The sequence below is a fragment of the Falsiroseomonas frigidaquae genome, from assembly GCF_012163145.1.
Classification (GTDB): Bacteria; Pseudomonadota; Alphaproteobacteria; order Acetobacterales; family Acetobacteraceae; genus Falsiroseomonas; species Falsiroseomonas frigidaquae.
This window is the reverse complement of sequence record NZ_JAAVTX010000009.1, coordinates 179,859-203,173: the sequence shown is the minus strand read 5'-3', so window position 1 is coordinate 203,173 and position 23,315 is coordinate 179,859. Positions and strand designations below refer to the sequence as shown.

Here is a 23,315-nt window from a genome sequence, read left to right as displayed (position 1 = left end):
GCGTCGCTGTCATTCGCCAGCACATTGCCCGTCGCCACGGGCGCCGTCCCCTCCGTCACCGATGCGAGATCGGCCACCGCAACCGGCGCGCTGTCGCTGGTTCCCTGGATGGAGATGGTGAGGGTGGAGGCGACGACGAGTTCGGCCGGATCGGGGTTCTCGATGGTGAGCGGCGTGCCGGTTGTCGGCAGGTAGTCCTGCGCCGCGGTGCCGGCGTTGAGCTGCGCGCCCCACACCTCGAAGACGCCCGTGCCGCCCTGCGAGAAGTCGTGCATCAGCGCGACGTTGCCGCCGCCTGACCCATTGCCCTCGAAGGTCCAGGTGAAGCGCTGCCACTGGCCGGTGGCGACGGCGGCCTGCGTCGCGTTGGTCGCGCCGTCATAGTAGTTGAAGCTGAAATTGCCGTCGCCGCTGACCAGCCGCATCCAGACGCTGAAGCTGTGCTGCCCGGTCACGGCGGCGGCGTGGTAGATGCCGGAGGCGATGCCGGAGAGCGTGACCTGATCGGCGGTGCTGCCGGTGCCGAAGGGATCGGTGGCGACATCGGCGAGGACGGTGGGCGGCGTGCCCGGCACGGAGAAGCGGCTCCAGGCGGCGGCGTCGAAGGCCTCGGAGGTGCTGATCAGGTTCTGCCAGGGCGAGGGGCGCGGCACGAGATGCACCTGCCCATCGGACAGGGTGTAGCGGAAGGTCTCGGTGACGGTCTGGCCGCTGGCGAGCGCCTGGACGTTCGCCTGGTTGCCGGCCAGCGTGTAGGTGTAGGAGCCGTCGGCCATCAGCAGCAGCGTGCCATAGGTGCCGGCGAGGCTGGTGCCGACCGCGGCCGACTGGCCGTTGACGGCGGTGACGCCGAGCGTGCCGCCATCGGCGTCGCTGTCATTCGCCAGCACATTGCCCGTCGCCACGGGCGCCGTCCCCTCCGTCACCGATGCGAGATCGGCCACCGCAACCGGCGCGCTGTCCATGCAGGGTTCCTCAGGTCGGCGCGGACCGCGCGCGGGTGCAGAAAAGAATGGCCGAGGCACGCCTGGATGGTCAGGTCGGTTGGCGACGCCTACCGGCTCATGAACATGCGGAACGCTAGGCAGGCGGGGCGCTGCGCGCCATCGTCGCATCCGGGGGTATCGGCCGGTATTCCGGGCTAAGCCTTTTGGGCTCGGCGCCAGCATGCAGCTGGTCCCGGCACCGGGCCGCGCCACCTGCCATGCGCTGGTCAGGCGCTGCGGTCGGCCGCTTGCTGATGCATCCGGCCAGGTCGAAGCGCCCGGCGCATCGCCGGGAATTGCGTCCCGGTTTGTCGGCGCTCAGGCCCTGATCTCAGGGAACGCAAGACGGCGGAGGATAACGTCGGGCTCAGCGCCTCGATGCAATCGCCGACAAGACGCCCTTCAGGCCGGCGGCAGCCGCAGCGCCCCGTCGAGCCGAATCGTCTCCCCGTTCAGCAACGGGTTCGCCGCGATGGCCAGCACCATCGCCGCATATTCTGCCGGCTGGCCCAGCCGGGCCGGGAATAGCGGCATCTTGCCCAGGCTCTCCCGCGCCTCCGGCGTCAGCGTGTCCATCAGCGGCGTGTGGAACAGGCCGGGCGCGAGCGTCACCACCCGCACGCCAAACCGCGCCAGTTCCCGCGCCGCGGGCAGGGTCAGCGCCACCACGCCGCCCTTCGACGCCGCATAGGCGCATTGGCCGATCTGCCCCTCATAGGCGGCGATGGAGGCGGTGGCGACGACCAGGCCGCGCTGGCCATCCGCCAGGGCCTCGTTCTGCGTCATCCGCGCGGCGGCCAGGCGCAGCAGGTTGAAGGTGCCGACCAGGTTCACGCGCACCACCCGCTCGAACAGCGCGAGGTCATGCGGCCCCTGGCGGCCCGCGACGCGTCCTGCGGGCGCGATCCCGGCGCAGGCGACCGCCAGGCGCAGCGGCGCCAGGCCGCAGGCGGCCTCCACCGCGGCGGCCATCGGTGCTTCCTCCGCCACGTCGCCCACCACCGCGACGCCGCCGATGCGCGCCGCCACGGCCTCCGCCGCATCCCGGTTCAGGTCGAGCACCACCACCTTCGCGCCGGCGCGTGCCAGCGCCTCCGCCGTCGCGGCGCCGAGGCCGGAGCCGCCGCCGGTGACCAGCGCGGATGCGTTCGAGAAATCCATGCTCAGCTCTCCCCCGCCTTGGCCGCGCGCTTCTCCAGGAAGGCGGCGAGGCCAGCCTGCGCCTCCGGCCCGGTCTGGGCCAGCGCGGCCATCATGCTTTCGACGAACAGCCCATCCTCCTCCGCCATGTCCTGGATGCGGGGCAGGGCCTGCAGCACGCCGAGCACGGTCAGCGGCGCCATCTGCGCCACCTTCGCCGCCAGCACCCCGGCCTGGTCCACGGCGCCGCCGGGCTCGGTGAGGTAGGTCACCAGCCCGGCGCGCTCGGCGGCCGCAGCGTCCAGGGCGCGGCCGGTCAGCATCATGTCCGTCATCCGCGCAGCGCCCAGGATGCGCGCCAGGTGCACGCTGGCGCCGCCGCCGACGAAGATGCCGCGCGTGCCTTCGGGCAAGGCGAAGATCGCGCTGGGGTCCGCCACGCGGATATGGCAGGCGCTGGCCAGTTCCAGCCCGCCGCCGACACAGGCGCCGTGGATGGCCGCGATCGCCGGGATGCGGCCGCTGCGGATGCGGCGGAATACCGCGTGCCACGACCGGGAATGGTGGAACACCGCCTCCGCGCTGCGGGCGCCGTGTTCGGAAAGGTCGAGGCCGGCGCAGAAGCAGGGGCCGTGGCCGAAGACCACCATCGCCCGCGCCTGCCCCTGCGCCTCGCCCACCGCCGCATCCAGCGCGGCCAGCAGCGCGTCATTGATGGCGTTGCGCTTGGCCGGGCGGTTCAGGCCGATCCAGGCGACGCGGCCGCGCAGTTCCAGGGTCACCAGCGCCTCGGCCATCGGCGTCTCCCGTTTGTTATGGGGCATAACGATAAGTCCCGGCGCCGGGCCGGGCAAGCGCTCAGGCTTCCGCGATGCGGCGCAGCGCGGCCAGCAGGGCGGCGCGTTCGGCGGGGCTCAGCCCCTGCGCCAGTTGGCGTTCCGCCTCGGCCTCCGCCGCCTCCCCCTGTCGCAGCAGGGCGCGGCCGGCGGCGGTCAGGCGCAGGCAATTGGCGCGGCGATTGCCTTCCTCCTCCGTCCGGCGGATCAGCCCGTCCTGCTCCAGCGCCGCCAGCAGCACGGTGAGGTTGGAGGGCTTGATGTGCAGCGCCTCCGCCAGCAGGGCCTGGCGGATATCCGGATTGGCCTCCAGCATCAGCAGCACGCCGAGCCGTCCGGGGGTCAGGCCCAGCGGGCCGAGGCCGCGATGCAGCGCATCGAAGCTGGCCTGCTGCGCCAGGCGCAGCCAGAAGCCGAGCTTGTCATCGAGCGGGGAGAGGTCGGGCTGCTCCGGCACCGGTCGGGCGTCGGCGGACAGGCGGCGGGGCTGGGCCATGCGCCCGGCTTACAGGATTTCACTTCCTGCTTGGAAGGGGGCGTCGGGCATACTATTATGGTACATAACAATCAGGATGCCGCCCGCCGGCGCCGGAGGAAGTCATGTCCGCAGCCCAGAAGCCGATGGGTGCCGCCCCCGTGCAGATCGCGCGGCGGCCGGATGGCACGCTGCTGGTCACGCCCGTGCCGGTGCTCGGCGCCTATCCGCGCTGCCTGACGGAGCGGCTGGAACACTTCGCCGGGCTGGCGCCCGACCGCACGCTGATCGCGCGGCGCGATGCGGCGCTGGACGGGGATTGGCGGCGCATCAGCTATGCCGAGGCCTGGCGCCGCGTGCAGGCGCTCGGTCAGGCGCTGCTGGATCGAGGCCTTTCGGCGGAACGGCCGCTGGTCTTCCTCTCCGGCAATTGCCTGGACCAGGCGATGCTGACGCTGGCGGCGCTGCATGTCGGCGTGCCGGTGGCGCCGGTCTCGCCCGCCTATTCGCTGCTGGCCAGGGATTTCGCCAAGCTGCGGCACTGCCTGGCGCTGCTGACGCCGGGTCTGGTCTTCGCCAATGACCAGGCCCGGTTTGCCGAGGCCACCGCCGCGGCGGTGCCGGCGGGCACCGAGGTGCTGAGTGCGGAGGACATGCCCGCGCTGCTGGCCACCGCGCCCACCCCCGCCGTGGCCCGGGCGGCGGCGGCCGTGCAGCCGGATGATGTCGCGAAAATCCTGTTCACCTCCGGCTCCACCGGCCAGCCCAAGGGCGTGGTCAACACGCACCGCATGCTGTGCGCCAACCAGCAGATGCTGCGCGAGGCCTTCCCCTTCGTGGCGGAGGAGCCGCCCGTGCTGCTGGACTGGTTGCCCTGGCACCACACCTTCGGCGGCAACCACAATATCGGCCTGGCGCTGTACAATGGCGGCAGCTTCTACATGGATGAGGGGCGGCCGGTTTCCGGCGGCTATGCGGAGTCGCTCCGCAACCTGGGCGAAATCGCCACCTCCATCCATTTCAACGTGCCGCGCGGGTTCGAGGAGCTGGTGCACCACCTGACGCAGGACCGCGCGCTGCGGCGCGTGTTCTTCTCCAGGCTGCGGATGATGTTCTACTCCGCCGCCGGCCTGCCGCAGCACATCTGGAACGCGCTGGATGCGCTGGCGCTGGCCGAATGCGGGCGGCGCATCCCGATGTTCACCGGCCTCGGCGCAACGGAAACGGCGCCCTTCTGCCTGATCGTGCGGGAGGAGCATTCCGAATCCGGCGCCGTCGGCCTGCCGGCGCCGGGCATCGAACTGAAACTGGCGCCGGTCGCCGGCAAGATGGAGGCGCGGGTGAGGGGCCCCTCCATCACGCCGGGCTATTGGCGCAACCCGGCGGCCACGGCGGCGGCCTTCGATGAGGAAGGTTTCTACAGATTCGGCGATGCGCTGGTGCCGCTGGACCCGGAGGATCTGCACAAGGGGTTCCGCTTCGACGGGCGGATCACCGAGGATTTCAAGATGGCGACCGGCACCTGGGTCAGCGTCGGGCCGCTGCGCGCGAAGCTGGTCGCGGCGCTGGCGCCCTATGTGAAGGATGCGGTGATCGCTGGGCAGGACCGGGACGCGCTCGCCGCCATCCTGCTGCCGGAACGCGAAGCCTGCGCCGGCATCCCCGACCTGCCGGCGCGGCTGGAAGCCGGCCTGGCGCGTCTCGCCGCGGAGGCGACTGGCAGTTCCAACCGCGTCACCCGCGCCGTGCTGCTGGATGCGCCGCTGTCGCTGGATGCGGGGGAGATCACCGACAAGGGCTCCATCAACCAGCGCGCCGTGCTGGCGCAGCGCGCGGCGCTGGTGGAAAGCCTCTACGCCGACCCGCCCGGGCCGGACATCATCTGCCTGGCGGAGATTTCGGCATGACGGCGTTGCACACGGAATGGCAGGACGCCTGGCTGCTGGCCGGCGCCCGCACGCCCTTCGCGGACCTTGGCGGCGTATTCGGGAAGATCTCGCCGATCGATCTCGGCATCGCCGCGGCGCGGGGCGCCATCGCCAAGGCCGGCGTCGATGCGGCGGAGATCGGTCATGTCGTCGCCGGCTCCGTCGCGCAGGCGAGCTTCGACGCCTACATGCTGCCGCGCCATATCGGGCTGTATGCAGGCGTGCGGATGGAGGTGCCGGCCCTGCTGGTGCAGCGCGTCTGCGGCACGGGGATCGAGGCGCTGGTGCAGGGCGCCACCGCCGTGGAACGCCAGGGCGCCGGCATCTCGCTGTGTGTTGGGGCGGAGAGCATGAGTCGCAACCCGATCGCCGCCTTCACCCATCGCACCGGCTTCGACCTCGGCGCGCCCGTGGGGCTCAAGGATTTTCTCTGGGAGGCGCTGGACGATCCTGCCTGCGGGCTGTCGATGGGCGGCACGGCGGAGGAGCTGGCGAAGCGCCACGGCATTTCGCGGGCCGAGGTGGATGAATATGCCGCGCGCTCCTTCGACCGGGCGCTGGCGGCGCGTGCGGCCGGCTTCTTCGACGAGGAGATCGTGACCGTCAGGCCCGAGACCTTCACGCGGGACGGCCTGCGCGACCGCGGCATCGCCCTGCCGCGCAAGGTGGCCGAACTGGCCGCCGACACGCATCCGCGCCCGTCTCCGGTGGAGGCGTTGGCAAAGATCCGGCCGGCCTTCGGCGGCGTGCAGACCGGCGGCAATTCCTCCGCCGTGGTCGATGGCGCCGCCGCCGCGCTGGTCTGCGACGGCGCCCATGCGCGGGGGCAGAAGCCGCTCGCCCGGCTGGTCGCCGCCGCGGCGGTGGGCTGCCCGCCGGAGATCATGGGCATCGGCCCGGTGCCCGCGATCCGCGCGCTGCTGGACCGCGCCGGGCTGACGCTGGACCAGATCGACCTGGTCGAGATCAACGAGGCCTTCGGCGCGCAGGTGATGGCCTGTGCCCGTGAACTCGGCCTGGATGAGGCGAAGCTGAACGTGCATGGCGGCGCCATCGCGCTCGGCCACCCGCTGGCCGCCACCGGCATCCGCCTAGCCGTCACCTGCGCGCGCGGGCTGCGGGTGCGGGGCGGGCGCTATGGCATCGCCTCGGCCTGCATCGGCGGCGGGCAGGGCATCGCGCTGCTGATCGAGGCCGCCTGATGATTTCTTCCCCGCCGGGCCTGATCGCCCGCCGCCCGCTGACCATCGAATGGGGCGATTGCGACGCCGCCGGCATCGTCTTCTACCCACGCTACTTCGCCTATTTCGACGCCTGCACCGCCGGCCTGTTCCAGCAGGCGCTCGGCATGAAGCAGATCGCCTGGGCGGCGGCGCATGGCGTCATCGGCATCCCGATGGTGGATACGCGGTCGAAATTCTCCATCCCCTGCGTCTTCGGGGACGAGGTGGTGGTGGAAACCCAGGTCACCGCCTTCCGCCGATCCTCCTTCGACGTCACCCATCGCCTGCTGCGGGAGGATGGCAGCCTCGCGGTGGAGGGCTTCGAGACCCGCGTCTGGGCCGGCCGCCACCCGACCGACCCTGGCCGCATCCGGGGCGTGCCGATCCCGCCGGAGGTGATCGCGGCCTTCGGCTGAATACGGCTTGGTAGCCGGCCGCGAGGCCGGGCATTGTGGACACACAGGCGCAACGACGCCGCAGGAGGAGAGAACCAAGATGAGCCTGACCATTCCCCGTCGTGGCGTGCTGGGGCTCGGCGCCGCGGCACTGGCCGGCGTTTCGGCACCCGCTTTCGGCCAGACCATCAATCGTCCCGTCCGCGTCATCGTCGGCTTCCCGGCCGGCGGGTCCTCCGACGTCGTGGCGCGGCTCTATGCCGACAAGCTGCGCGGCATCTACGCGCCGAACCTGATCGTCGAGGGCCGCGTCGGCGCGGCGGGCCGCATTGCGGTGGAAGCAGTGAAGGCGGGCGAGCCGGATGGCAGCATCTACCTGCAGACGCCCGCCTCCATGCTGACGCTGCAGCCGCACGTCTTCCCGCGGGAGGTGCGCTACGATGCGCTGACCGATCTCTCGCCGGTTTCCACCGTCTGTTCCTTCCCCTTCGCCGCCGCCGTGCCCAGCACGCACCCCGCGAAGACCTTCCCGGAACTGGTCGCCTGGCTGAAGGCGCAGCAGGGGGAGGTACCCTTCGCCTCCCCGGCCGCCGGCTCCGCGCCGCATTTCCTCGGCGTGATGCTGGGCAAGGCGCTGGATGTGCGGATGACGCATGTGCCCTACCGCGGCGCCGCGCCGGCGATGCAGGACCTGATCGGCGGGCGGCTGCCGCTGTTCATCGGCGTGCTGAACGACATCTCGCCGCAGCATGGCACCGGGGCGCGGATGCTCGCGGTGTCCTCGCCGGAGCGGAACCCGCGCTACCCGGACCTGCCGACCTTCGCGGAACTCGGCTACCCGCAATTCACCAAGGATGAGTGGTTCGGCGCGCTGCTGCCGCCCAACACGCCGGCCTCCATCGTCAATGGGCTGCACGCCGCCATCCTGCGGGTGTCGCGGATGCCGGATATGGTGGCGGCGCTGGACCGGCTGGAATACCTGCCCACCGTTTCCGAAAGCCCGCAGGCCTTTGCTGATCTGATCCGGCGTGAGCGTGCCGAGTACGCGACAATCGTGCAGGAAAGCGGCTTCAAGCCGGAGAATTAGGCAGGCCGCCCCCGGGCTGCCTGAGGAAAGCCACGGCGCAGGAGTAGCAGGGCGCCGAAAGCGGGTTGCATCCGCGCGCCACCTTTGAGATTGGTGGCGCGCGGGCCCCTCACGCCCGCGTGAGATGCCATGCCGGACGGCCAGACCTTTTCCACCTCCACTCGCACCGTGCCGCCCGCCTGGGCCGATGCGGCCAGCCTGCTGTTGATCCTGGCGGCCGCCGTGCTGCTGCGGCTGACCAGCTTCGTCCCCGCCGTGGTCGACACGGATGAGGGCCTGTACATGGTGCAGGCCCGCGAATGGCTGAACGGCGGCTGGCCGCTGGTGGCAGCCTGGGACATGCACCCGATCGGCGCGCCGGCCATGTTCGCGCTCGCCTTCCTGGCCTTCGGCGTCTCGGTGGAGGCGGTGCGGCTGCTCGGGCTGCTCTGTGTCATCGCCACCGGCTTCGGCCTTTTCGGTGCGGCGCGGGCGGCCGGCGCACCGCGCTCCGTCGGCGTCGGCGCGGCGGTGGTCTATGCGGCGCATTCGCTGCTGCTGAGCGGCCTGTGCACCAACACCGAATTGCTGATCGCGCCCTTCGTCACCGCCGCCATGGCCATCGCCATCCGCGGCGCGGCGCGGGCGCTGCGGGCCGTGGACCCGGTGGCGCCGGGCTGGCCATCCCTGGTGGCAATGGGGCTGCTGGTGGGCTGGGCGCTGCTGGTGAAGCAGGTGGTGGTGCCGTCCGGCTGCTTCGCCTTCGCGCTGCTACTCGGCCCGGCGCTGTGGCGTGGCCTGCTGCCCTGGCGGCGCCTGCTGGCGATGGCCGCTGCCTATGCCGGGCTGTGTGCCACGCCCTTCCTGCTGGCCGGCTTCGCCTATTGGATCCAGGGCTGGCTGGCGGATTACCTGGACGGCTCCATCCTCGCCCCCTTCCGCTATTCGATGGAACGCATCGCGGCGGCGGAGGCCTGGCGGCGCATCGGCACGGCGGTGCTGACGCTCGGGCTCGCCTTCGCGGCGGCGCTGGTCGCCCTGGTCTGCTGGCGGCCGCGCGGGCGGCTGGCGTTGCTGACGGCGGCGGCCTTCTCCTGGTTCCTCATCGCCAGCCTGGCGATCGCCGGCCCCGGTTTCTACTTCGCGCACTACTTCCTGCTGTGGCTGCCCTCGCTGTCGCTGCTGGCGGCGGTGGGGCTGTGGCATGTGGCACGGCTGGTGGCCCGCCCGGATCCTGCAGGCTCCGATCTGGCGCGCCCGGGTGTGGCGCGTCCGGGTGTGGCGCGTCCGGTGCTGGCCGGTCTGCTGCTGGTGCTGGCGAGCCAGGGCTGGCTGCCGGAGATGACGGAGCGGCTGGAGCGCGGCCCCGGCCTGATGCACCGCGACCCGGTGCGGGAGGTGGCGGCGGCGGTGCGGCAGGCCGCAGGTCCCGACGGCGATGCGCTGATCGCGAACTACCATGCCAGCGTCTACGTCATCGCCGGGGTGCGGGTCGCCACCCGCTTTCCCTTCCCGCCTCACCTGACCGGCTATTTCGAGGATCTGTCGGACACCAACACCACGGTGGAGCTGGACCGAGTGCTGGCGGCCCGGCCCCGCGTGATCGTGGTGGACCGCGCCTGGATGCAGACCATGCGTCCCGCCGCGGCGACGCAGGTGATGGCCGCCGTGGCGGCGGGATACGAATTGGCCGCGACGGTGGCCGAACGCCGCGGGCCGGTGGAGATCTACCGGGTGCGGGACCAAGCGGCGCCGTGACGGTGCCGCCGGAGCACGGGGCTCTCGCGCATATCGAGAAGACCCTGGCCGATTCCTACCGCAAGGAGATCGACCAGGAGGAGAATGTCTGGCGCACCCTGCCCTTCTTCGCGGCGACGCTCGCGCTGCAGTTGGCGGCGCTGTTTCAGCTTGTGGAACGGCTGCCACCCTTCGGCACGTGGCTCGGCGTGATGGCTTATGCCTGCCTGACGCTCTCGGGACTTGCGACGGCGACGGCCCTCGGTTTTCTTGCCGCCTGCATCTACCCCCGCAAATTCCAATACCTCGCGCCCGACCCGGAACTGCTGAACTAGGCGCTGGGCCTGATCCAGGACGAGAAGGCGCATCTGGCCAGGCCCGGGCAGACCGGGTTCAGCGCAATCGTGACGTTGAAGGAGGCGCTGGCCCGGCAATACGCCGTCGGCGCCCAGCACAATCGGCGGATCAACAAGATGCGGGAAAGGCTGCGCTCCATCGCCGGCCTCGCAACCGTGGCCTCCGTGGTGCTGACATTGGGCTTGGTCGTCACCACCTTCCTGCAATATGTTCCCGTCATAACCGCGGAGACCGAGGCACATGGCCAATCCGCTACCCAGGAAGCCGCAGGACAGCAGCATGACGGTGCAGGCCGCGCCGCAGCCCGTAACCCGCCCCGTGCCGCCGATGCGGGTGGTGACCAAGGGGTGGTGGGTTCTGCGGGAGGAGCGGGTGAGCGCCGAGGAGCTGGAGAAGGCGGAGAATGAGAGAGGGTAGCAAGCCGGCGCCGCCGCCTTCACCGCCACCAGCGAGTCCCGCACCGCGTCCGGTGCCGGCCATGCAGATCGTGACGAGAAGCGGAGCGGGCGGGAAATTGAAGTAGTCGCTGCGCCTCACGGCCCCGGAAACCACGCCCCGGTGCGCCCCGTCAGCCAATAGACCGTCAGCCCCACCCATTCCCGCAGCGCCCATTCCGCCTGGTTCAGCCTGGTCGGGAAGGGGTTGTCCCACCACAGCGCCGGGTCGGCGCCGGTGGTGTAGTTCACCGGCCAGGCCGTCACGCGCCAGCCCGCCGCGCGGAACACGCCCATGCTGCGCGGCATGTGGCTGGCCGACGTCACCAGCAGCCAGGTCTCACCGGGCCGGGGGTTCAGCAGGCGGTGGGTGAAGACCGCATTCTCATGCGTGTTGCGGCTTGCATTCTCCAGCACCACGCGGTTCGCGGGCAGGCCGAGATCGGTGAACAGCAGCCGCGCCGTCTCCGCCTCGGTCGGTCCGGACTGGTCGATCGCCGCGGTGCCGCCGCTGAACACCAGCTTCGCCTCCGGGTGGCGCAGCGCCAGGGCCACGCCCTCCGTCATCCGCTCCGCCGCACCGTTCAGCGCCGGGATGCCGCGCGCGGCGGTCAGGCGCTGTTCCACCGCGCCGCCGAGCACGATGATGCCGGTCACCTGCGCCGGCGGAGTCGCCGGGCGGGGGAAGCGGTTCTCCAGCGGCAGGGTCAGCAGGGCGGCGACCGGCAGGGTGAAGACGGCCACATACCAGCCGAGCCCCAGCGCCAGGGGCCAGCGCCCGAAGCGCCGGCCGCGCCAGACCAGCGCCAGCCCCAGCACCGCCAGCACCAGCGCCAGCGTATTCGGCCGCAGCACCGCCCAGACCAGCTTGGAGACCAGGAAGAAGGCGTCCTGCATCAAAGCTCCAGGATGCGCGCGGGATGCGCCCGGCCGCGCAGCAGGTCCGCCAGCGCGATCAGATTGCCGCGCAGCCGCCCGAAGCGATCCACATGCGGCTCCGGCGCCAGCGACCGCAACGCGTTCATCGCGGTGTGACGCGCGGCGGAGGGGATGGCATGGCCCCAGGGAAAGGTGCCCTTGCGCGCCAGGTATACCGGGTTCGCCACCTGGCTGTAGCCGAGCCGCAACCCGGAGACGCGGCCGGACTTGCTGCCCAGATGCACTCCGCGCGCGCCCGCGAGCCGCAGGATGGACCCATGCCGGCCGAGCGCGCGGGTCACGTCGATATCCTCGTACCAGCCATACAGCGGCAGCGCCTCATCCACCCGGATGCCATGCGCGCGCAACGGGGCCAGCCGGAAGGCCATGTTGCAGCCATAGCCGTTGAAATGCGGCGCGACCGCCAGCGCATCCGGGGGCGGCACATCGGCGGCCAGCAGCGCGCGACCTTCATCCACCGAGATGCCAGGGCCCTTGGCGCCATCCGCGATCACGGTGCCGGTGGTGACGACGCAATCGGGGTGCAGGTCCAGCACGCGTTCCGTCACCGCCAGGTAGTCCAGCGCCGGCAGGAAGTCGTCATCGAGGAACAGCACCGCATCGCAATCGGCGCAGGCATCCAGGATGGCGTTGCGCTGGCGCGGCAGGCCGGCGGGGCTGGCCAGGAAATCCACCTGCGGGAAGCGCGCGGGCAGGCCGGCCACATCCTCCGCCGTCACATGGCAGACCAGCACGCGATCCGGCGGGCGCGTCTGGCGCCCGATTTCGGCCAGCACCTCACCCAGTATGGCGGCGCGGCCGCGCGTCGCGATGCCGATCGCCAGGCGCATCAGTCAGGGTCCCCGGGGCGATCCACCTTCCGGCCCTGGATCGCCGGGCGGATGCGCCCGGCGGTCGCGTCGCGGCGGATATAGCCGCGCAGCCGGCCAAGGAAGGTCATGCCGTAATAGGCCGCATCGCGTGGCCGCAGCCGCGCCAGGCTCAGCGCCATGCCGCCCAGGGGGCGGATCGCGAAGGGCGCCCAGACGCTGGCCGGCACCGAATGCCGGCGCAGCGCAAAGCCGAGGCCGGCGCCATACAGCCAGGCCCGCGCCACCGCGACTTCCGACAGCCGCTTGTCCGGGTGGATGATCCGCAAGTTCGGGTCGTAGATCGCCTTGTGGCCAACCGTCACGGCCCGCAGCACCAGGTCGTTGCCCTCCGCCGAGCCGAGCTTCGTACCCGGCCCCATGGTCTCGTCATAGCCGCCGAGGCGCAGCGCCAGGTCGCGGTGGAGCCACAGGTTGAACTCGATGACGCTGGTCCAGGCATTCGCTGCCGTGATCGCCCCGGCTTCCTGCCGCCAGCGGCCGGACCCCAGGCCGCCGGCCGGATTTTCGGCCGGCCCGGTCAGGATGGCCAGCGACGGGTCGGCCGCGAAGGCGGCATCGACGCGGCCCAGCAGCCCCGGCGGATACAGGCAATCATCATCCGGGAAGCTGACCAGCGCGCCGCGCGCCTGGCGCAGGCCCAGGTTGCGGGCGTGGTTGGCGCGGGCGACGGAGGACCGCAGATGCGTCACCCGCAGCCGCTCCACATAGGGCGCGAGCAGCGGCGCCAGGCGGCCATCCTCGTTCTGGTCCACCACGATCACCTCGACGTCGTCGGCGTGCTGCGCCAGCACGCTGTCGAGGAATTCCACCACTTCCGTGGTGCGGCCCCTCGTGGCGAGGACCAGGCTGAAGCGGATGGTCATGCGGCCATCCCGCGCGCCGCCAGCGCATCCTGCACCAGCGACCGCATGCGGTCGCGGAACACATCGCGGGAGAAGCGCTGCGCGTTGTCGCGGCAGGCTTCGGGCGAGATCGCAAGGGTCTCGAATCGGGTCACGGCGTCGATGAGGCTCTCCGTCGTCTGGTGCGGGAACAGCACGCCCGTGGTGTCGGGCTGCACGATGTCGGTGGCGCCGCCGCGGGCATAGGCGATCAGCGGCGTGCCGCAGGCCTGCGCCTCCACCATGCCGATGCCGAAATCCTCCTCCGCCGCGAAGACGAAGGCGCGGGCGGTGGCGAGCAGGGCGACGAGGTCGGGCTGGCTGACGCGGCCGCGGATCTCGATGTTCTTCGCATCTCCCGCCGCTTCACGCACCCGCGCCATCTCCGGCCCGTCGCCGGCAATCACCAGGCGGCGATCCGGCATGCGCCGGAAAGCCTCGGCGATCAGGTCGATGCGCTTGTAGGGCACGAGGCGGGAGGCCACGACGTAGTCCGCACCCTTGGCGGCCTGAAAGGGAAAGCCCTCGAGGTCCACCGGCGGGTGCACCACCACGCTCTCCCGCCGCCAGGATTTGCGGATGCGCTCGGCGATCCAGGCGCTGTTGGCCGCGATGATGTCGGGGCGGGCGCCGGAGGCGAAGTCCCAGGCGCGCATGCGCGACAACAGCCAGCGCGTCAGCGCGCCCTTCACGCCGCGCTCCATCCGCGCCTGGCGCAGATACTGATGCTGCAGGTCCCAGGCGTAGCGCATCGGACTATGGACATAGCTGACATGCAGCGTCCCCGGCCCGGTCAGCACCCCCTTGGCAACGGCGTGGGAGGAAGACACCACCAGATCGTAGCCCGAGAGATCGAATTGCTCCACCGCGATCGGCATCAACCCGAGGTAGTAGCGAAACCACTGCCGCGCCCGCGGCAGGCGCTGGATGAAGGAGGTGCGCGGCACCCTTCCGCCCAGGAAGCCGCGCTCGCCCTGCGGCAGGAAGTCGCAGACCACATGCAGGTCGGCGTCCGGGAAGATGGCGAACAACTGTTCCAGTACCCGCTCGGATCCGGCGTAGCTGTCCAGCCATTCGTGGATGATGGCGATCTTCATCGAGGCTCCAGCAGGCCGAGCAGCCGGTCCGCCGCGGCGGGCCAGGAGAAGGTGGCGGCGCGGGCGCGGCCGGCGAGCCGCAGATGCTCGCCCAGCAGCGGGTCGTCCAGCAGCCGGGCGATCGCCGTGGCGGGGGTGTTCGGACCCTCGGCGTCGAACCACAATGCGGCGTCGCCGCAGACCTCCGGCACCGCGCCGGCGGAGGCCGCCAGAACCGGGCAGCCGCACCACATGGCCTCCAGCGGCGGCAGGCCGAAGCCCTCGTAGCGGGAGGGAAAGATCAGGCAGAGCGCCGCCTGGTACAGCGCGCGCAACTCCCCGTCGCTGACCCGGCCGAGTGCCACCGCGGCGTCCACATCGCCGGCATTGCGGAACACCCCGGCATCGGCGGCGCCGGCGACCGCCAGCTTCATGCCGCGGGAGGCGAGCAGCGCCACCGCGTCGCGCAGCGCGTCCAGGTTCTTGTGCGCGGCGCGGGTGCCGACGGCCAGGACGAAGCGGCCGGGCTGCAGCCCATGCCGCGCCAGCACCTCCGGCTCCGCCGGATCCCGCAATGCATGCTCGCCACCTTCCGCCATCACACCGATACGCGCGGCGGGCAGCTTCAGATGCAGCGAAAGTCGCGCCCGCGAAAATTCCGATACGGTGACGATGCGAGCGCCCCGGCGCGGCAGGGTCCAGTGCAGGGCGCGGTACCAGGCGCGGAAGGCGAAGGAATAGCTTTCGGGCGTGTCGAAAACGCCCGCATCATGGATCACCACGGTCTGCGCGCCGCCGATCCGCAGCGGCCCGGTATTGCCGAGGTTCAGCAGGTGGCAGCCGGCGACGGCGCCGGGCAGATCGAATTGTTCCCAGGGCTGGCCGCTGCGGCGGCCGATGCGCTCCACGGGCAGGCCGGCGAATTCGGCCGGCGCGCCGGGCGGGGCGAGCAGGCGGATCGGCTGGCCGGTGGCGGCGAGTGCCGTCACCACCTCCCGCGAGAAGCGCTGCACGCCGCTCATCTTCTGGGTCAGGAAGCGGGCGTTGATGGCAAGCGTCATGCGGGCTCCCCGCGCAATACGGCGCGGATGCGCCAGGGGCGGCGCAACAACCCGCGCGCATCGCGGCGTTCGGCGGCGGTCAGGGCCATGGCACCGGCCGCCGCGAAGGCCACCAGCGCCAGCAGCGCGAGGGGGATCGGCAGCAGGCCGGGCAGCAGGATGGCAAGCCCGGCGCCGCCCGCGAACAGCGGCAGGGCCAGTTGCCGCGCCGCCACCCCCGCCGCCGGATACAGCCGGCCAACCAGGAACAGGCGGCCGAACACATCGGTGGCGCAGCGCAGCGCCCAGGCCGCGGCCGCACCCTCGATGCCGAGCGACAGCAGCAGCAGCGCCGACAGCGGCAGGAACACCAGCGCCTGCAGCAACTGCCACTTGGCATTGGCATCCGGCCGCCCGATCGCATCCAGCAGCGCGCCGGGGGCAAAGGCGGCACAGGAGAAGAAGACGCCGACGGACAGGATCTGCAGCACCCGCCCGCCATTCGCCGCGAAATCCGGGCCGAGCCACAGCCCCAGGATCTGCGGCCCCCAGACCACCAGCACCAGGCAGGCGGGCAGCACCGAGGCCATCACCAGAAGCGCGCCGCGCCGCAGCAGCCCGGCGGTGGCCTCGGCATGGGACAGATAGGCGCTGGCCATCGCCGGCAGCAGCGCCTGCGCCACCGCCACCGGCAGGATCCACATCCGCATCACCAGGTCGAGCGGCGTGGCGTAATAGGCGACCGCCGCCAGGGTCAGCAGCGCGCCGACCAGGAACCGGTCGGCATAAAGCAAGGCCTGGGTCAGAACGCCCGAGGCGCTCATCCAGCCGCCCATCCGCAGCAGCGGCGCGACCAGCGGCCAGGATGGCCAGACGGGCCGCAGCCCCGGCAGGTCCCGCCGCGCCAGCCAGGCATAGGATAGGGTATTGGCCAGCCGGCAGGCGAGCAGCGCCAGGATCACGCCGACCAGGCTCTGCCAGACCATCAGCACCAGCACCGGGCCCAGATAATAGAAGATGGCGACCGGGATGGCGGCGAGATTGGCCTCGCGGAACCGCTGATGCGCCGCCAGCGTGCCCCAGAGCGCGGCATTCACCACCACCAGCGGCGCCGCGGCACACAACCAGCGGAAGGCGGTGATGGCCTCCGCCTGCAAATCCGGCGGGGTGTTCAGTACGCCGGCCACCAGCGCGGGGACGAAGGCGAAGGCCAGCGCGGCGATGACGGCGGAAAGCAGGGCCAGGGCGCTGATCGCGGCGCCGGCGAGTTCCGCCGCGCCCTCGATCTCACCGGCGCCGATGCGGGCCGACAGCGCCCGGGTCAGCGCCGCGCCGACGCCAAGGTCGAACACGCCGAAGACGCCGACCAGGGCCAGGGCCAGGGTGAACAGGCCCCAGCGGTCGACGCCCATCTGGGCGACGAGAACCGGCGTCAGCGCCAGCGCGAGCAAAAGGGGAAGCCCCCGCCCGGCCGCGTTCCACAAAGTGCCGGAGAGGAGCCGCCCGCCGGAGGCGCGATGTTCGGCCGAATTGGCCATGACCTGCGCCATTCCTGCCAGACCGGCCACGAGGGCCGATCACTGGTTGTGTCGCGGCGCGATATGCCCTGCGCCGCCGAGAATGGAAAGCCGGGTGGCCGCCGGTCAGTAGGCGCCGCGCCGCGCCAGCACCGCCATCGGCGTGCGGAGCAGGATGCGGAGGTCATTCAGCACGGAGGGGTGCCGGGCATAGGCGACATCCAGCGCCACGCGCTGGGCGTAGGAGGTGTCGTTGCGGCCGCTGACCTGCCAGGGGCCGGTGATGCCGGGGCGGACGGTCATGTAATGCGCCGAGGCCGGGCCGTAATACACCGCCAGCTCCGCGGCCTGCACCGGGCGAGGGCCGACCAAGCTCATCTCGCCCTTCAGCACGTTGATGATCTGCGGCAGCTCATCCAGCGAGGTGGCGCGCAGGAAGCGGCCGATGGCGGTCACGCGCGGGTCGGCCTTCAGCTTGCGCGTCGCCTCCCACTCCGCGCGGGCCTGCGGGTCGCGGTCCAGCAGCGCGGCCAGGCGGCGATCGGCATCCGCCACCATGGAGCGGAACTTGAGGCAGCCGAACAGGCGGCCACCCCGGCCCACCCGCTCATGCGCGTAGAAGGCGGCGCCGCCATCCAGCTTCACCAGCGCGGCGATCACCAGGAAGACGGGCAGGCAGACCAGCAGCAGCGCGGCCGCGCCCATGATGTCCAGCGCCCGCTTGGCGAAGGCCTGGGCGGGGGCGACGGCGAAGATGGGCGCCTGCGGCTCCATCGCCGAAGGGGCATAGGCAAAGATCGAGCCGCGGGTTTCCGGCTCTCGAACCAGTGCATGGACGACTTCCAGGCCAGGCATGGAGGGTCCTCGTGATGCGGCGGGGGCCGCGTCTGTGTGATGGGACCGGGCCCCTGGCCGATCTTCCCCGGCTGGCCGGTGGCGGATCAGGTCAGGGTCCATTCCCTTGCAGAGCGGAATAGTCGCGGGGCCGGGCGGGTTTGCGACGCGCTTGCGGCGGGATTGTGGCGGCGGTCAAACCCCCTGCGAAACCACGAAATTATCACCCTTCTGCCGCGTTTCGCGGCCCATTCGCGCCCTGGTTGTGCCATAATTCGGCATGGACAACCCGGCGCGCCGCAAAGCACCGCCTCGTCGTCCCGAGGCGGCAGACAGATCGTACCCGCCCAGGCAGGCCTGGGCACCGCCCGCCCCGCGGCGCGGCAGCCCGGCGCGCGGCCTGATCTGGGCGGTGGGACTTTCCGCCATCTTCTGGGGCGCCATCGCCTGGGGCGCGCTGGGGCTGCTGGCCTGAGCCGGAACGGCCCGCCTTGCGGCACTGATTTCCGCCAGGGCGATCTTGCTGTAGACGACGCGGCCTCCGCCAAGGGCCGCCCCGCTGACCGATCGCCAGACCGCCTTGCTGTCCTACCTCGCGGCGCTCGCGCTCGGCATCGGGCTGGCGCTGTGGGTGTTTCCGCTGGATGTGCTGTTCCCGGGTGCCGGGCAATCCTGGCGCCCAGCAGGTGATGCGGCGCAGCACATGGTGGCGCAGCGCTACCTGATCGCCGATGCGTGGCGCTGGCCGCCGACCGTGGCGCTGAACCTCAACACCCAGGATGGCGGGCTGAACACCGCCTTCGCCGATTCCATCCCGCTGCTGGCGCTGCTGCTGAAGCTGATGCGGGGCTGGTTGCCGGAGGGATTCCACGGCGTCGGCCTGTTCTACGGCCTGGCATGGGTCGCGCAGCCGGTCGCTGCCGTCTTCGCGCTGCGCAGCGCCGGGGAGACGCGGCTGCTGCCGGCGCTCGGCATCGCGCTGGCGGCGGCCTCGATGCCCGCCTGGATCGGCCGCTTCGGCCATGCGGCGCTGTGCGGGCATTTTCTCCTGCTGCTCGGCCTCGGCATCTACCTGCGGCTGGTGACGCGGCCGGGCGTGGCGCTGTGGCTGGCGGCGGGGCTGCTGCAGGTGGCGGCGCTGCTGGTGCACCCCTACCTCGCGGCGATGACCCTGGCGCTGCTCGGCGCCGTGCCGGCCACGCGGCTGCTGCGCGGGGAGGCCTTCATCGGCCCGGCCCTGGCGGTCGCCGCCTGCCTGGCCGCGGTGGCTGGCGTGATGGCGGGCTTTGGCTATCTCGGCGCGCAGGGCGATGGCGGCTATGGGCGTTTCGCGCTGAACCTGCTTTCGCCCTTCTGGCCCGCCGGGTCGCTGTTTTCCGGCTGGCCGTGGTCGCCGCAGCTCGATGCCACCGGGCATGGCGGGTGGGAGGGTTACAACTGGCTCGGTTTCGGCCTGCTGGCGGCGCTGCTGGTCGGCTTGCTGCTGCGGCCGCGCTTCGCCTGGCGCAGGCTCGGCCGCCATGCCGGGCTGGCGCTGGTGCTGCTGGGGCTGACGGCGCTGGCGGCGTCCTTCCAGGTGGGTTTCGGGCCGCGCATCGCGCTCGACCTCGGCCCGCCGCCGGCGATGCTGGAGCAGTTCCGCGCTTCCGGGCGCTTCTTCTGGCCGGTGGCCTATGCGCTGCTGCTGGCGGGAATGGTGCTGCTGGCCCGCGTGCGGCCGGTGCTGTGCCTGGCCGCCGGGCTGCTGCAATTCGCCGACGCCACGCCGCTGCGCGCCGCCATCGCGGAATGGGCGCAGGCCCGCCCGGGCTGGAGCATCGATGCGCCGGCCCTGCGCGCCGAATTCGCCACCGCCGGGTCGCTGACCCTGCTGCCGAGCTGGAACTGCGTGCTGCCGCCTGATGCCGCCGGCAGCCACGCGCTGACCCTGGAAGTGCTGGCCCTGGCCGCTGAGCGCGCGGTGCCGGCCAGCACCATGTATGTCGCCCGCTGGCGCGAACCGCCGCGCTGCCAGGACCCGGCGCAGGCCGCCGCGCCGCTGGCCCCCGGCGAGCTGCGCCTGATCCTGCCCGCGGTGCAGGACACGCTGCTGCCGCTGGTGTCGGAGGGTGCCACGCGCTGCCGCCCGATGGGGCCGGCGCCGAATGGTCAGCTCATCGGCTGTCGCTGATCCGTCTCGCTCGGGATGTGGCGCTCGACGATGTACAGCGGCCGGCGCTTGGTCTCGTTGAAGATGCGGCCGAGATACTCGCCGATGATGCCGAGCGTCATCAGCTGCACGCCGCCGAGGAACAGCACCACCGCCATCAGGCTGGGGTAGCCGGCCACCGGGTTGCCGAACAGGATGGTGCGGATGATGAGCACCACGCCATAGATCAGCGCCGCCAACGCCGTCAGCAGGCCCAGATAGGTGGCGACCTTCAGCGGCCCGACGGTGAAGGCGGTGATGCCTTCCAGCGACAGGTTCCACAGCCGCCAGTAATTCCATTTCGACTCGCCGGCCGCCCGCGGTGCGCGGTCGTACAGCACGGGGATGGAGGGGAAGCCGACCCAGGCGAACAGCCCCTTCATGAAGCGGTGCTGTTCGCGCAGCGCCAGCAGCGCATCCAGCGCGCGGCGGCTCATCAGCCGGAAATCGCCGGTATCGGCGGGCAGGTCCACCTTGCCGCCGATGCGCTGCATCACGCGGTAGAAGCCGGCGGCGGTGGTCTTCTTCAGCCAGGTCTCGCCTTCCCGTGCCCGCCTTCGCGCATAGGCGACATCGAAGCCCTGGCGCCAGGCGGCGACGAGGTCCGGGATCACCTCCGGCGGGTCCTGCAGATCGGCGTCGATCACCACCACCGCCTGGTCCGCCGCCGCATGGTCCAGCCCCGCGGTGAGCGCGATCTCCTTGCCGAAATTGCGGCTGAGATTGACCAGCGACACGCGCGCATCCGCCGCCCGCAGGCCGAGCATCACGCCGAGCGTGCCGTCGCGGGAGCCGTCATTCACATAGACCACCTCCCACGGCAGGCCGATGCCCTCCATCACCGGGACCAGCCTGGCGTGGAAGGCGGGCAGCACCTCCTCCTCGTTATAGGCGGGCACGACGACGGACAGCGCCGGGCGCGCGGTGGCGCCAGGGGGCAGGGGGGGCAGGCGGGTGGCGAACTGCGTGGACATGGCGCGCATCCTGCCGCCTCCCTGCGGCGAATTCGGGGCGGATTCACCGGGGCCTGGAACTGTTGACGCGGTCAACGGCCATCATGATCCTGCGCGCGATGCCCCATCCTCCGCCGCCGCCGCCATCCGGACTGCCCCCGGGGCCGGAACCCGCGACCATCCGGGACCTGCTGTCCTACCGGATCCATCGGCTGGCCAATGCGCTGAGCCGTGGAGCGGCGCGGCGCTACCGCCTGGAATTCGGCGTGAGCCTGATGGAATGGCGCATCCTGGCCCTGCTCGGCGGCTTCGCGCCGCTGACCCTGCGCGACCTGGCGCGCGAATCCGGGCTGGACAAGGCGCAGGCCAGCCGCGCCGTGAAGGCGCTGGTGGCGCGCGGCCTGGTGGAACGGGCGACCGGCACGCAGGATGCGCGGGAGGTGGCGCTGCGCCTTTCGGCGGAGGGCGCGCGCCTGCAGGACGGGTTGATGCAGGCCGCCCGCGCGCGCGACGCCGCGTTCCGGGCGGCGCTGCCGGCGGAGACGCTGGCGGTGCTGGAGGAGGCGATCCGGCTGCTGCAGGCGGAGGCGCGACGGCAGACGCCACCGGAATAGGCTGCCGCCGTGAAGCAATCTCGATTTTCTGGCCATCTGGCTCCGGATTCCGCCTCCGCGAATCCCTGGTTGCCCTTCCCCGGCCTGCGCCCAGGCGTCTTTTCCGGGTCTTGACCAGTACGCCCTGATGCGACCCCGCAAAGCATCCGAATTCACTGGTCGCGCTTCAGAACCCAGACCGGCACCCGGCGGCCGGAAATTTGGCTCGCAGGAATGATGTCCGGTCACTCGTTCGACCAGAAGGGCATGTTGTTCGGGAAATAAAGCCCATCCGCGCCGTTGAATTACTAGTCTGGACTGCGCCGGAGCGGCGGGCGGATCGGCGAATGATCCACTTCTGTCTCATAGGGGTGGACATTCAGCGCTCGCTGGATTATCTGTAGACACCGTTATCGGGCCGCTGACACGATTGTGGCCTTTTTTGGGTCGAGCTTCTGCTCAGCAGCACTGCGATCTCATCGCGCCGCTGCCGCTCCGTCCCTCCCACCGGCAATGGGTCTCTCCGCAAGGCGGAAGTGCCCGGCCTATGCCACCGACAGCGAGATCCTGATGCTCGGCAATCCGGCCGCTTCAATTATGTCCCGGGGTACCATCGAACATATCGATACGGCCGATCAGACGGCCCAGCCCCAGGTGAAGATCGCCCTCCGGAGCGTCTTCAAGGTCTTCGGGGACCACCCCGAGGAAGCCGTTCGCATGGTCCATGAAGGCTGTGCGAAGGATGCGATCCACGCGAAGACCGGCTGCACAGTTGGCGTGAACAACGCCACCTTCGACATTCGCGCCGGCGAGATCTTCGTCATCATGGGCCTGTCCGGCTCCGGCAAGTCCACATTGCTGCGTCTCATCAACCGGCTGATCGAGCCCACCACGGGCGAGATCCTGTTCGATGGCCAGGACGTGACGAAGATGTCCAAGGCGGAGTTGATCGAGCTTCGCCGCCGCGACATGAGCATGGTGTTCCAGTCCTTCGCCCTGCTGCCCAACCGGACGGTGCTGGACAATGCGGCGTTCGGCCTTGAAGTGGCCGGCGTGCCGGAAGCCGAGCGCCGCCGAAAGGCATTAGTGGCGCTGGAGGGTGTCGGCCTCGCGGCCTATGCGAACAGCCGCACGGACGAGCTCTCGGGCGGCATGAAGCAGCGCGTCGGCCTCGCCCGCGCCCTGGCGAGCGAGCCCACCGTGCTGCTGATGGACGAGGCGTTCTCGGCGCTGGATCCGCTGATCCGGGCCGAGATGCAGGATGAACTCCTGCGCCTGCAATCCGAGCAGAGCCGCACCGTCATCTTCGTCAGCCACGATCTGGACGAGGCCATGCGCATCGGCGACCGGATCGCCATCATGCAGCACGGCGTGGTGGTGCAGGTCGGCACCCCCGATGAGATCGTGACGAACCCGGCGAACGACTACGTCCGGTCCTTCTTCCGCAATGTCGATGTCAGCCAGGTGTTCCGTGCAGGCGACATCGCCCGCGAGACGCAGGTGACGGTGATCGAGCGCAAGGGGGTTTCGGTGCCTGCGGCACTGGCGCGCATGCATCGCCACGACCGCAACATCGCCATCGTTGTCGGGGCGAACAAGAAGTACCACGGCATGGTCAGCGTCGAATCCCTGACCCGGGCTGCGGAGAGCGGGGATCGCGACCTGAACACACGTGCCTTCCTGCCCGAGGTCGAGCCGATCGCGGCGACGGAGCCGCTGTCGGAGGTGTTGGGGCGCGTTGCTTTGAGTCCGTTCCCCTTGCCGGTGGTGGATGAAGACCAGCGCTACATCGGGTCGATCAGCAAATCGGCGTTGCTCATGACGCTCGACCGCTCCGGAAACTGA

Annotated in this window: 23 protein-coding genes; 11 read left to right on the top strand and 12 right to left on the bottom strand. The window is 71.0% G+C overall.

Annotation, left to right across the window (positions count from 1 at the left end; translation table 11 throughout):
* The 4 genes from HB662_RS27125 to HB662_RS27110 form a co-directional block, all read right to left on the bottom strand.
* The coding region (locus HB662_RS27125) for a phage head spike fiber domain-containing protein (protein ID WP_168054881.1) at nucleotides 1-965 on the bottom strand (965 nt) is incomplete at its 3' end.
* Between the two features lie 423 nt (nucleotides 966-1,388).
* Nucleotides 1,389-2,147, bottom strand: a complete 759-nt coding sequence (locus HB662_RS27120) for an SDR family NAD(P)-dependent oxidoreductase (RefSeq protein ID WP_168054879.1) — start codon at nucleotides 2,145-2,147, stop codon at nucleotides 1,389-1,391.
* Between the two features lie 2 nt (nucleotides 2,148-2,149).
* On the bottom strand, nucleotides 2,150-2,950 hold the full coding sequence (locus HB662_RS27115) for a crotonase/enoyl-CoA hydratase family protein (RefSeq protein WP_245185934.1): 801 nt from the start codon (nucleotides 2,948-2,950) through the stop codon (nucleotides 2,150-2,152).
* 34 nt (nucleotides 2,951-2,984) lie between these two features.
* Nucleotides 2,985-3,458 (bottom strand): MarR family winged helix-turn-helix transcriptional regulator, encoded by a 474-nt coding sequence (locus HB662_RS27110; RefSeq protein ID WP_168054877.1) that lies wholly within the window; start codon nucleotides 3,456-3,458, stop codon nucleotides 2,985-2,987.
* A 104-nt stretch (nucleotides 3,459-3,562) separates the two neighbouring features.
* Between HB662_RS27110 and HB662_RS27105 the strand changes: the two genes are divergently transcribed.
* From HB662_RS27105 to HB662_RS27075, 7 genes are all read left to right on the top strand, one after another.
* Nucleotides 3,563-5,344 carry a feruloyl-CoA synthase gene (locus tag HB662_RS27105; protein ID WP_168054875.1) on the top strand — a complete coding sequence of 594 codons (1,782 nt, stop codon included), beginning with the start codon at nucleotides 3,563-3,565 and terminating at the stop codon, nucleotides 5,342-5,344.
* Complete coding sequence (locus tag HB662_RS27100; RefSeq protein WP_168054873.1) at nucleotides 5,341-6,567, top strand: thiolase family protein; 1,227 nt, start codon at nucleotides 5,341-5,343, stop codon at nucleotides 6,565-6,567. The genes HB662_RS27105 and HB662_RS27100 overlap by 4 nt, the downstream gene beginning before the upstream one ends.
* Nucleotides 6,567-7,004, top strand: coding sequence for an acyl-CoA thioesterase (locus HB662_RS27095; protein WP_168054871.1), 438 nt, complete (start codon nucleotides 6,567-6,569; stop codon nucleotides 7,002-7,004). The genes HB662_RS27100 and HB662_RS27095 overlap by 1 nt, the downstream gene beginning before the upstream one ends.
* Nucleotides 7,005-7,083: 79 nt before the next feature.
* Complete coding sequence (locus tag HB662_RS27090; RefSeq protein ID WP_168054869.1) at nucleotides 7,084-8,070, top strand: Bug family tripartite tricarboxylate transporter substrate binding protein; 987 nt, start codon at nucleotides 7,084-7,086, stop codon at nucleotides 8,068-8,070.
* A 129-nt stretch (nucleotides 8,071-8,199) separates the two neighbouring features.
* Nucleotides 8,200-9,807, top strand: coding sequence for an ArnT family glycosyltransferase (locus HB662_RS27085; RefSeq protein ID WP_168054867.1), 1,608 nt, complete (start codon nucleotides 8,200-8,202; stop codon nucleotides 9,805-9,807).
* Entirely contained in the window at nucleotides 9,804-10,121 is a 318-nt protein-coding gene (locus HB662_RS27080; RefSeq protein WP_168054865.1) for a hypothetical protein, read from the top strand. Before HB662_RS27085 ends, HB662_RS27080 begins: the two co-directional genes overlap by 4 nt.
* 262 nt (nucleotides 10,122-10,383) lie before the next feature.
* A complete protein-coding gene (locus HB662_RS27075; protein ID WP_168054863.1) occupies nucleotides 10,384-10,560 on the top strand; it encodes a hypothetical protein in 177 nt (58 codons plus the stop codon).
* Nucleotides 10,561-10,676: 116 nt separating this feature from the next.
* On the opposite strand, the gene HB662_RS27070 is transcribed toward HB662_RS27075, so the two are convergent.
* From HB662_RS27070 to HB662_RS27040, 7 genes are all read right to left on the bottom strand, one after another.
* On the bottom strand, nucleotides 10,677-11,474 hold the full coding sequence (locus HB662_RS27070) for a YdcF family protein (protein WP_168054861.1): 798 nt from the start codon (nucleotides 11,472-11,474) through the stop codon (nucleotides 10,677-10,679).
* Entirely contained in the window at nucleotides 11,474-12,346 is an 873-nt protein-coding gene (locus HB662_RS27065) for a glycosyltransferase family 2 protein (RefSeq protein ID WP_168054859.1), read from the bottom strand. The genes HB662_RS27070 and HB662_RS27065 overlap by 1 nt, the downstream gene beginning before the upstream one ends.
* On the bottom strand, nucleotides 12,346-13,251 hold the full coding sequence (locus tag HB662_RS27060; RefSeq protein WP_168054857.1) for a glycosyltransferase family 2 protein: 906 nt from the start codon (nucleotides 13,249-13,251) through the stop codon (nucleotides 12,346-12,348). Before HB662_RS27060 ends, HB662_RS27065 begins: the two co-directional genes overlap by 1 nt.
* Nucleotides 13,248-14,366, bottom strand: a complete 1,119-nt coding sequence (locus HB662_RS27055) for a glycosyltransferase (RefSeq protein WP_168054855.1) — start codon at nucleotides 14,364-14,366, stop codon at nucleotides 13,248-13,250. The genes HB662_RS27060 and HB662_RS27055 overlap by 4 nt, the downstream gene beginning before the upstream one ends.
* On the bottom strand, nucleotides 14,363-15,406 hold the full coding sequence (locus HB662_RS27050; RefSeq protein WP_168054853.1) for a glycosyltransferase family 4 protein: 1,044 nt from the start codon (nucleotides 15,404-15,406) through the stop codon (nucleotides 14,363-14,365). Before HB662_RS27050 ends, HB662_RS27055 begins: the two co-directional genes overlap by 4 nt.
* Nucleotides 15,403-16,923 (bottom strand): flippase, encoded by a 1,521-nt coding sequence (locus HB662_RS27045; protein WP_168054851.1) that lies wholly within the window; start codon nucleotides 16,921-16,923, stop codon nucleotides 15,403-15,405. The genes HB662_RS27050 and HB662_RS27045 overlap by 4 nt, the downstream gene beginning before the upstream one ends.
* A gap of 105 nt (nucleotides 16,924-17,028) precedes the next feature.
* A complete protein-coding gene (locus HB662_RS27040) occupies nucleotides 17,029-17,757 on the bottom strand; it encodes a sugar transferase (protein WP_209443493.1) in 729 nt (242 codons plus the stop codon).
* 259 nt (nucleotides 17,758-18,016) lie between these two features.
* On the opposite strand from HB662_RS27040, the gene HB662_RS27035 reads away from it, so the two are divergent.
* Together HB662_RS27035 and HB662_RS27030 are read left to right on the top strand one after the other, a co-directional pair.
* Nucleotides 18,017-18,211, top strand: coding sequence for a hypothetical protein (locus HB662_RS27035; RefSeq protein WP_168054847.1), 195 nt, complete (start codon nucleotides 18,017-18,019; stop codon nucleotides 18,209-18,211).
* A 105-nt stretch (nucleotides 18,212-18,316) separates the two neighbouring features.
* The gene (locus HB662_RS27030) at nucleotides 18,317-19,906 is read left to right on the top strand and encodes a DUF6311 domain-containing protein (RefSeq protein WP_168054845.1); all 1,590 of its coding nucleotides are present in this window, start codon (nucleotides 18,317-18,319) and stop codon (nucleotides 19,904-19,906) included.
* Here the strand turns inward: HB662_RS27030 and HB662_RS27025 are convergent.
* Complete coding sequence (locus HB662_RS27025) at nucleotides 19,885-20,865, bottom strand: glycosyltransferase family 2 protein (protein ID WP_171970293.1); 981 nt, start codon at nucleotides 20,863-20,865, stop codon at nucleotides 19,885-19,887. The genes HB662_RS27030 and HB662_RS27025 overlap by 22 nt on opposite strands.
* A 131-nt stretch (nucleotides 20,866-20,996) precedes the next feature.
* Between HB662_RS27025 and HB662_RS27020 the strand changes: the two genes are divergently transcribed.
* Both HB662_RS27020 and proV read left to right on the top strand, forming a co-directional pair.
* Entirely contained in the window at nucleotides 20,997-21,491 is a 495-nt protein-coding gene (locus HB662_RS27020; protein WP_168054841.1) for a MarR family winged helix-turn-helix transcriptional regulator, read from the top strand.
* A gap of 549 nt (nucleotides 21,492-22,040) precedes the next feature.
* A complete protein-coding gene (gene proV, locus HB662_RS27015; RefSeq protein WP_456305491.1) occupies nucleotides 22,041-23,315 on the top strand; it encodes a glycine betaine/L-proline ABC transporter ATP-binding protein ProV in 1,275 nt (424 codons plus the stop codon).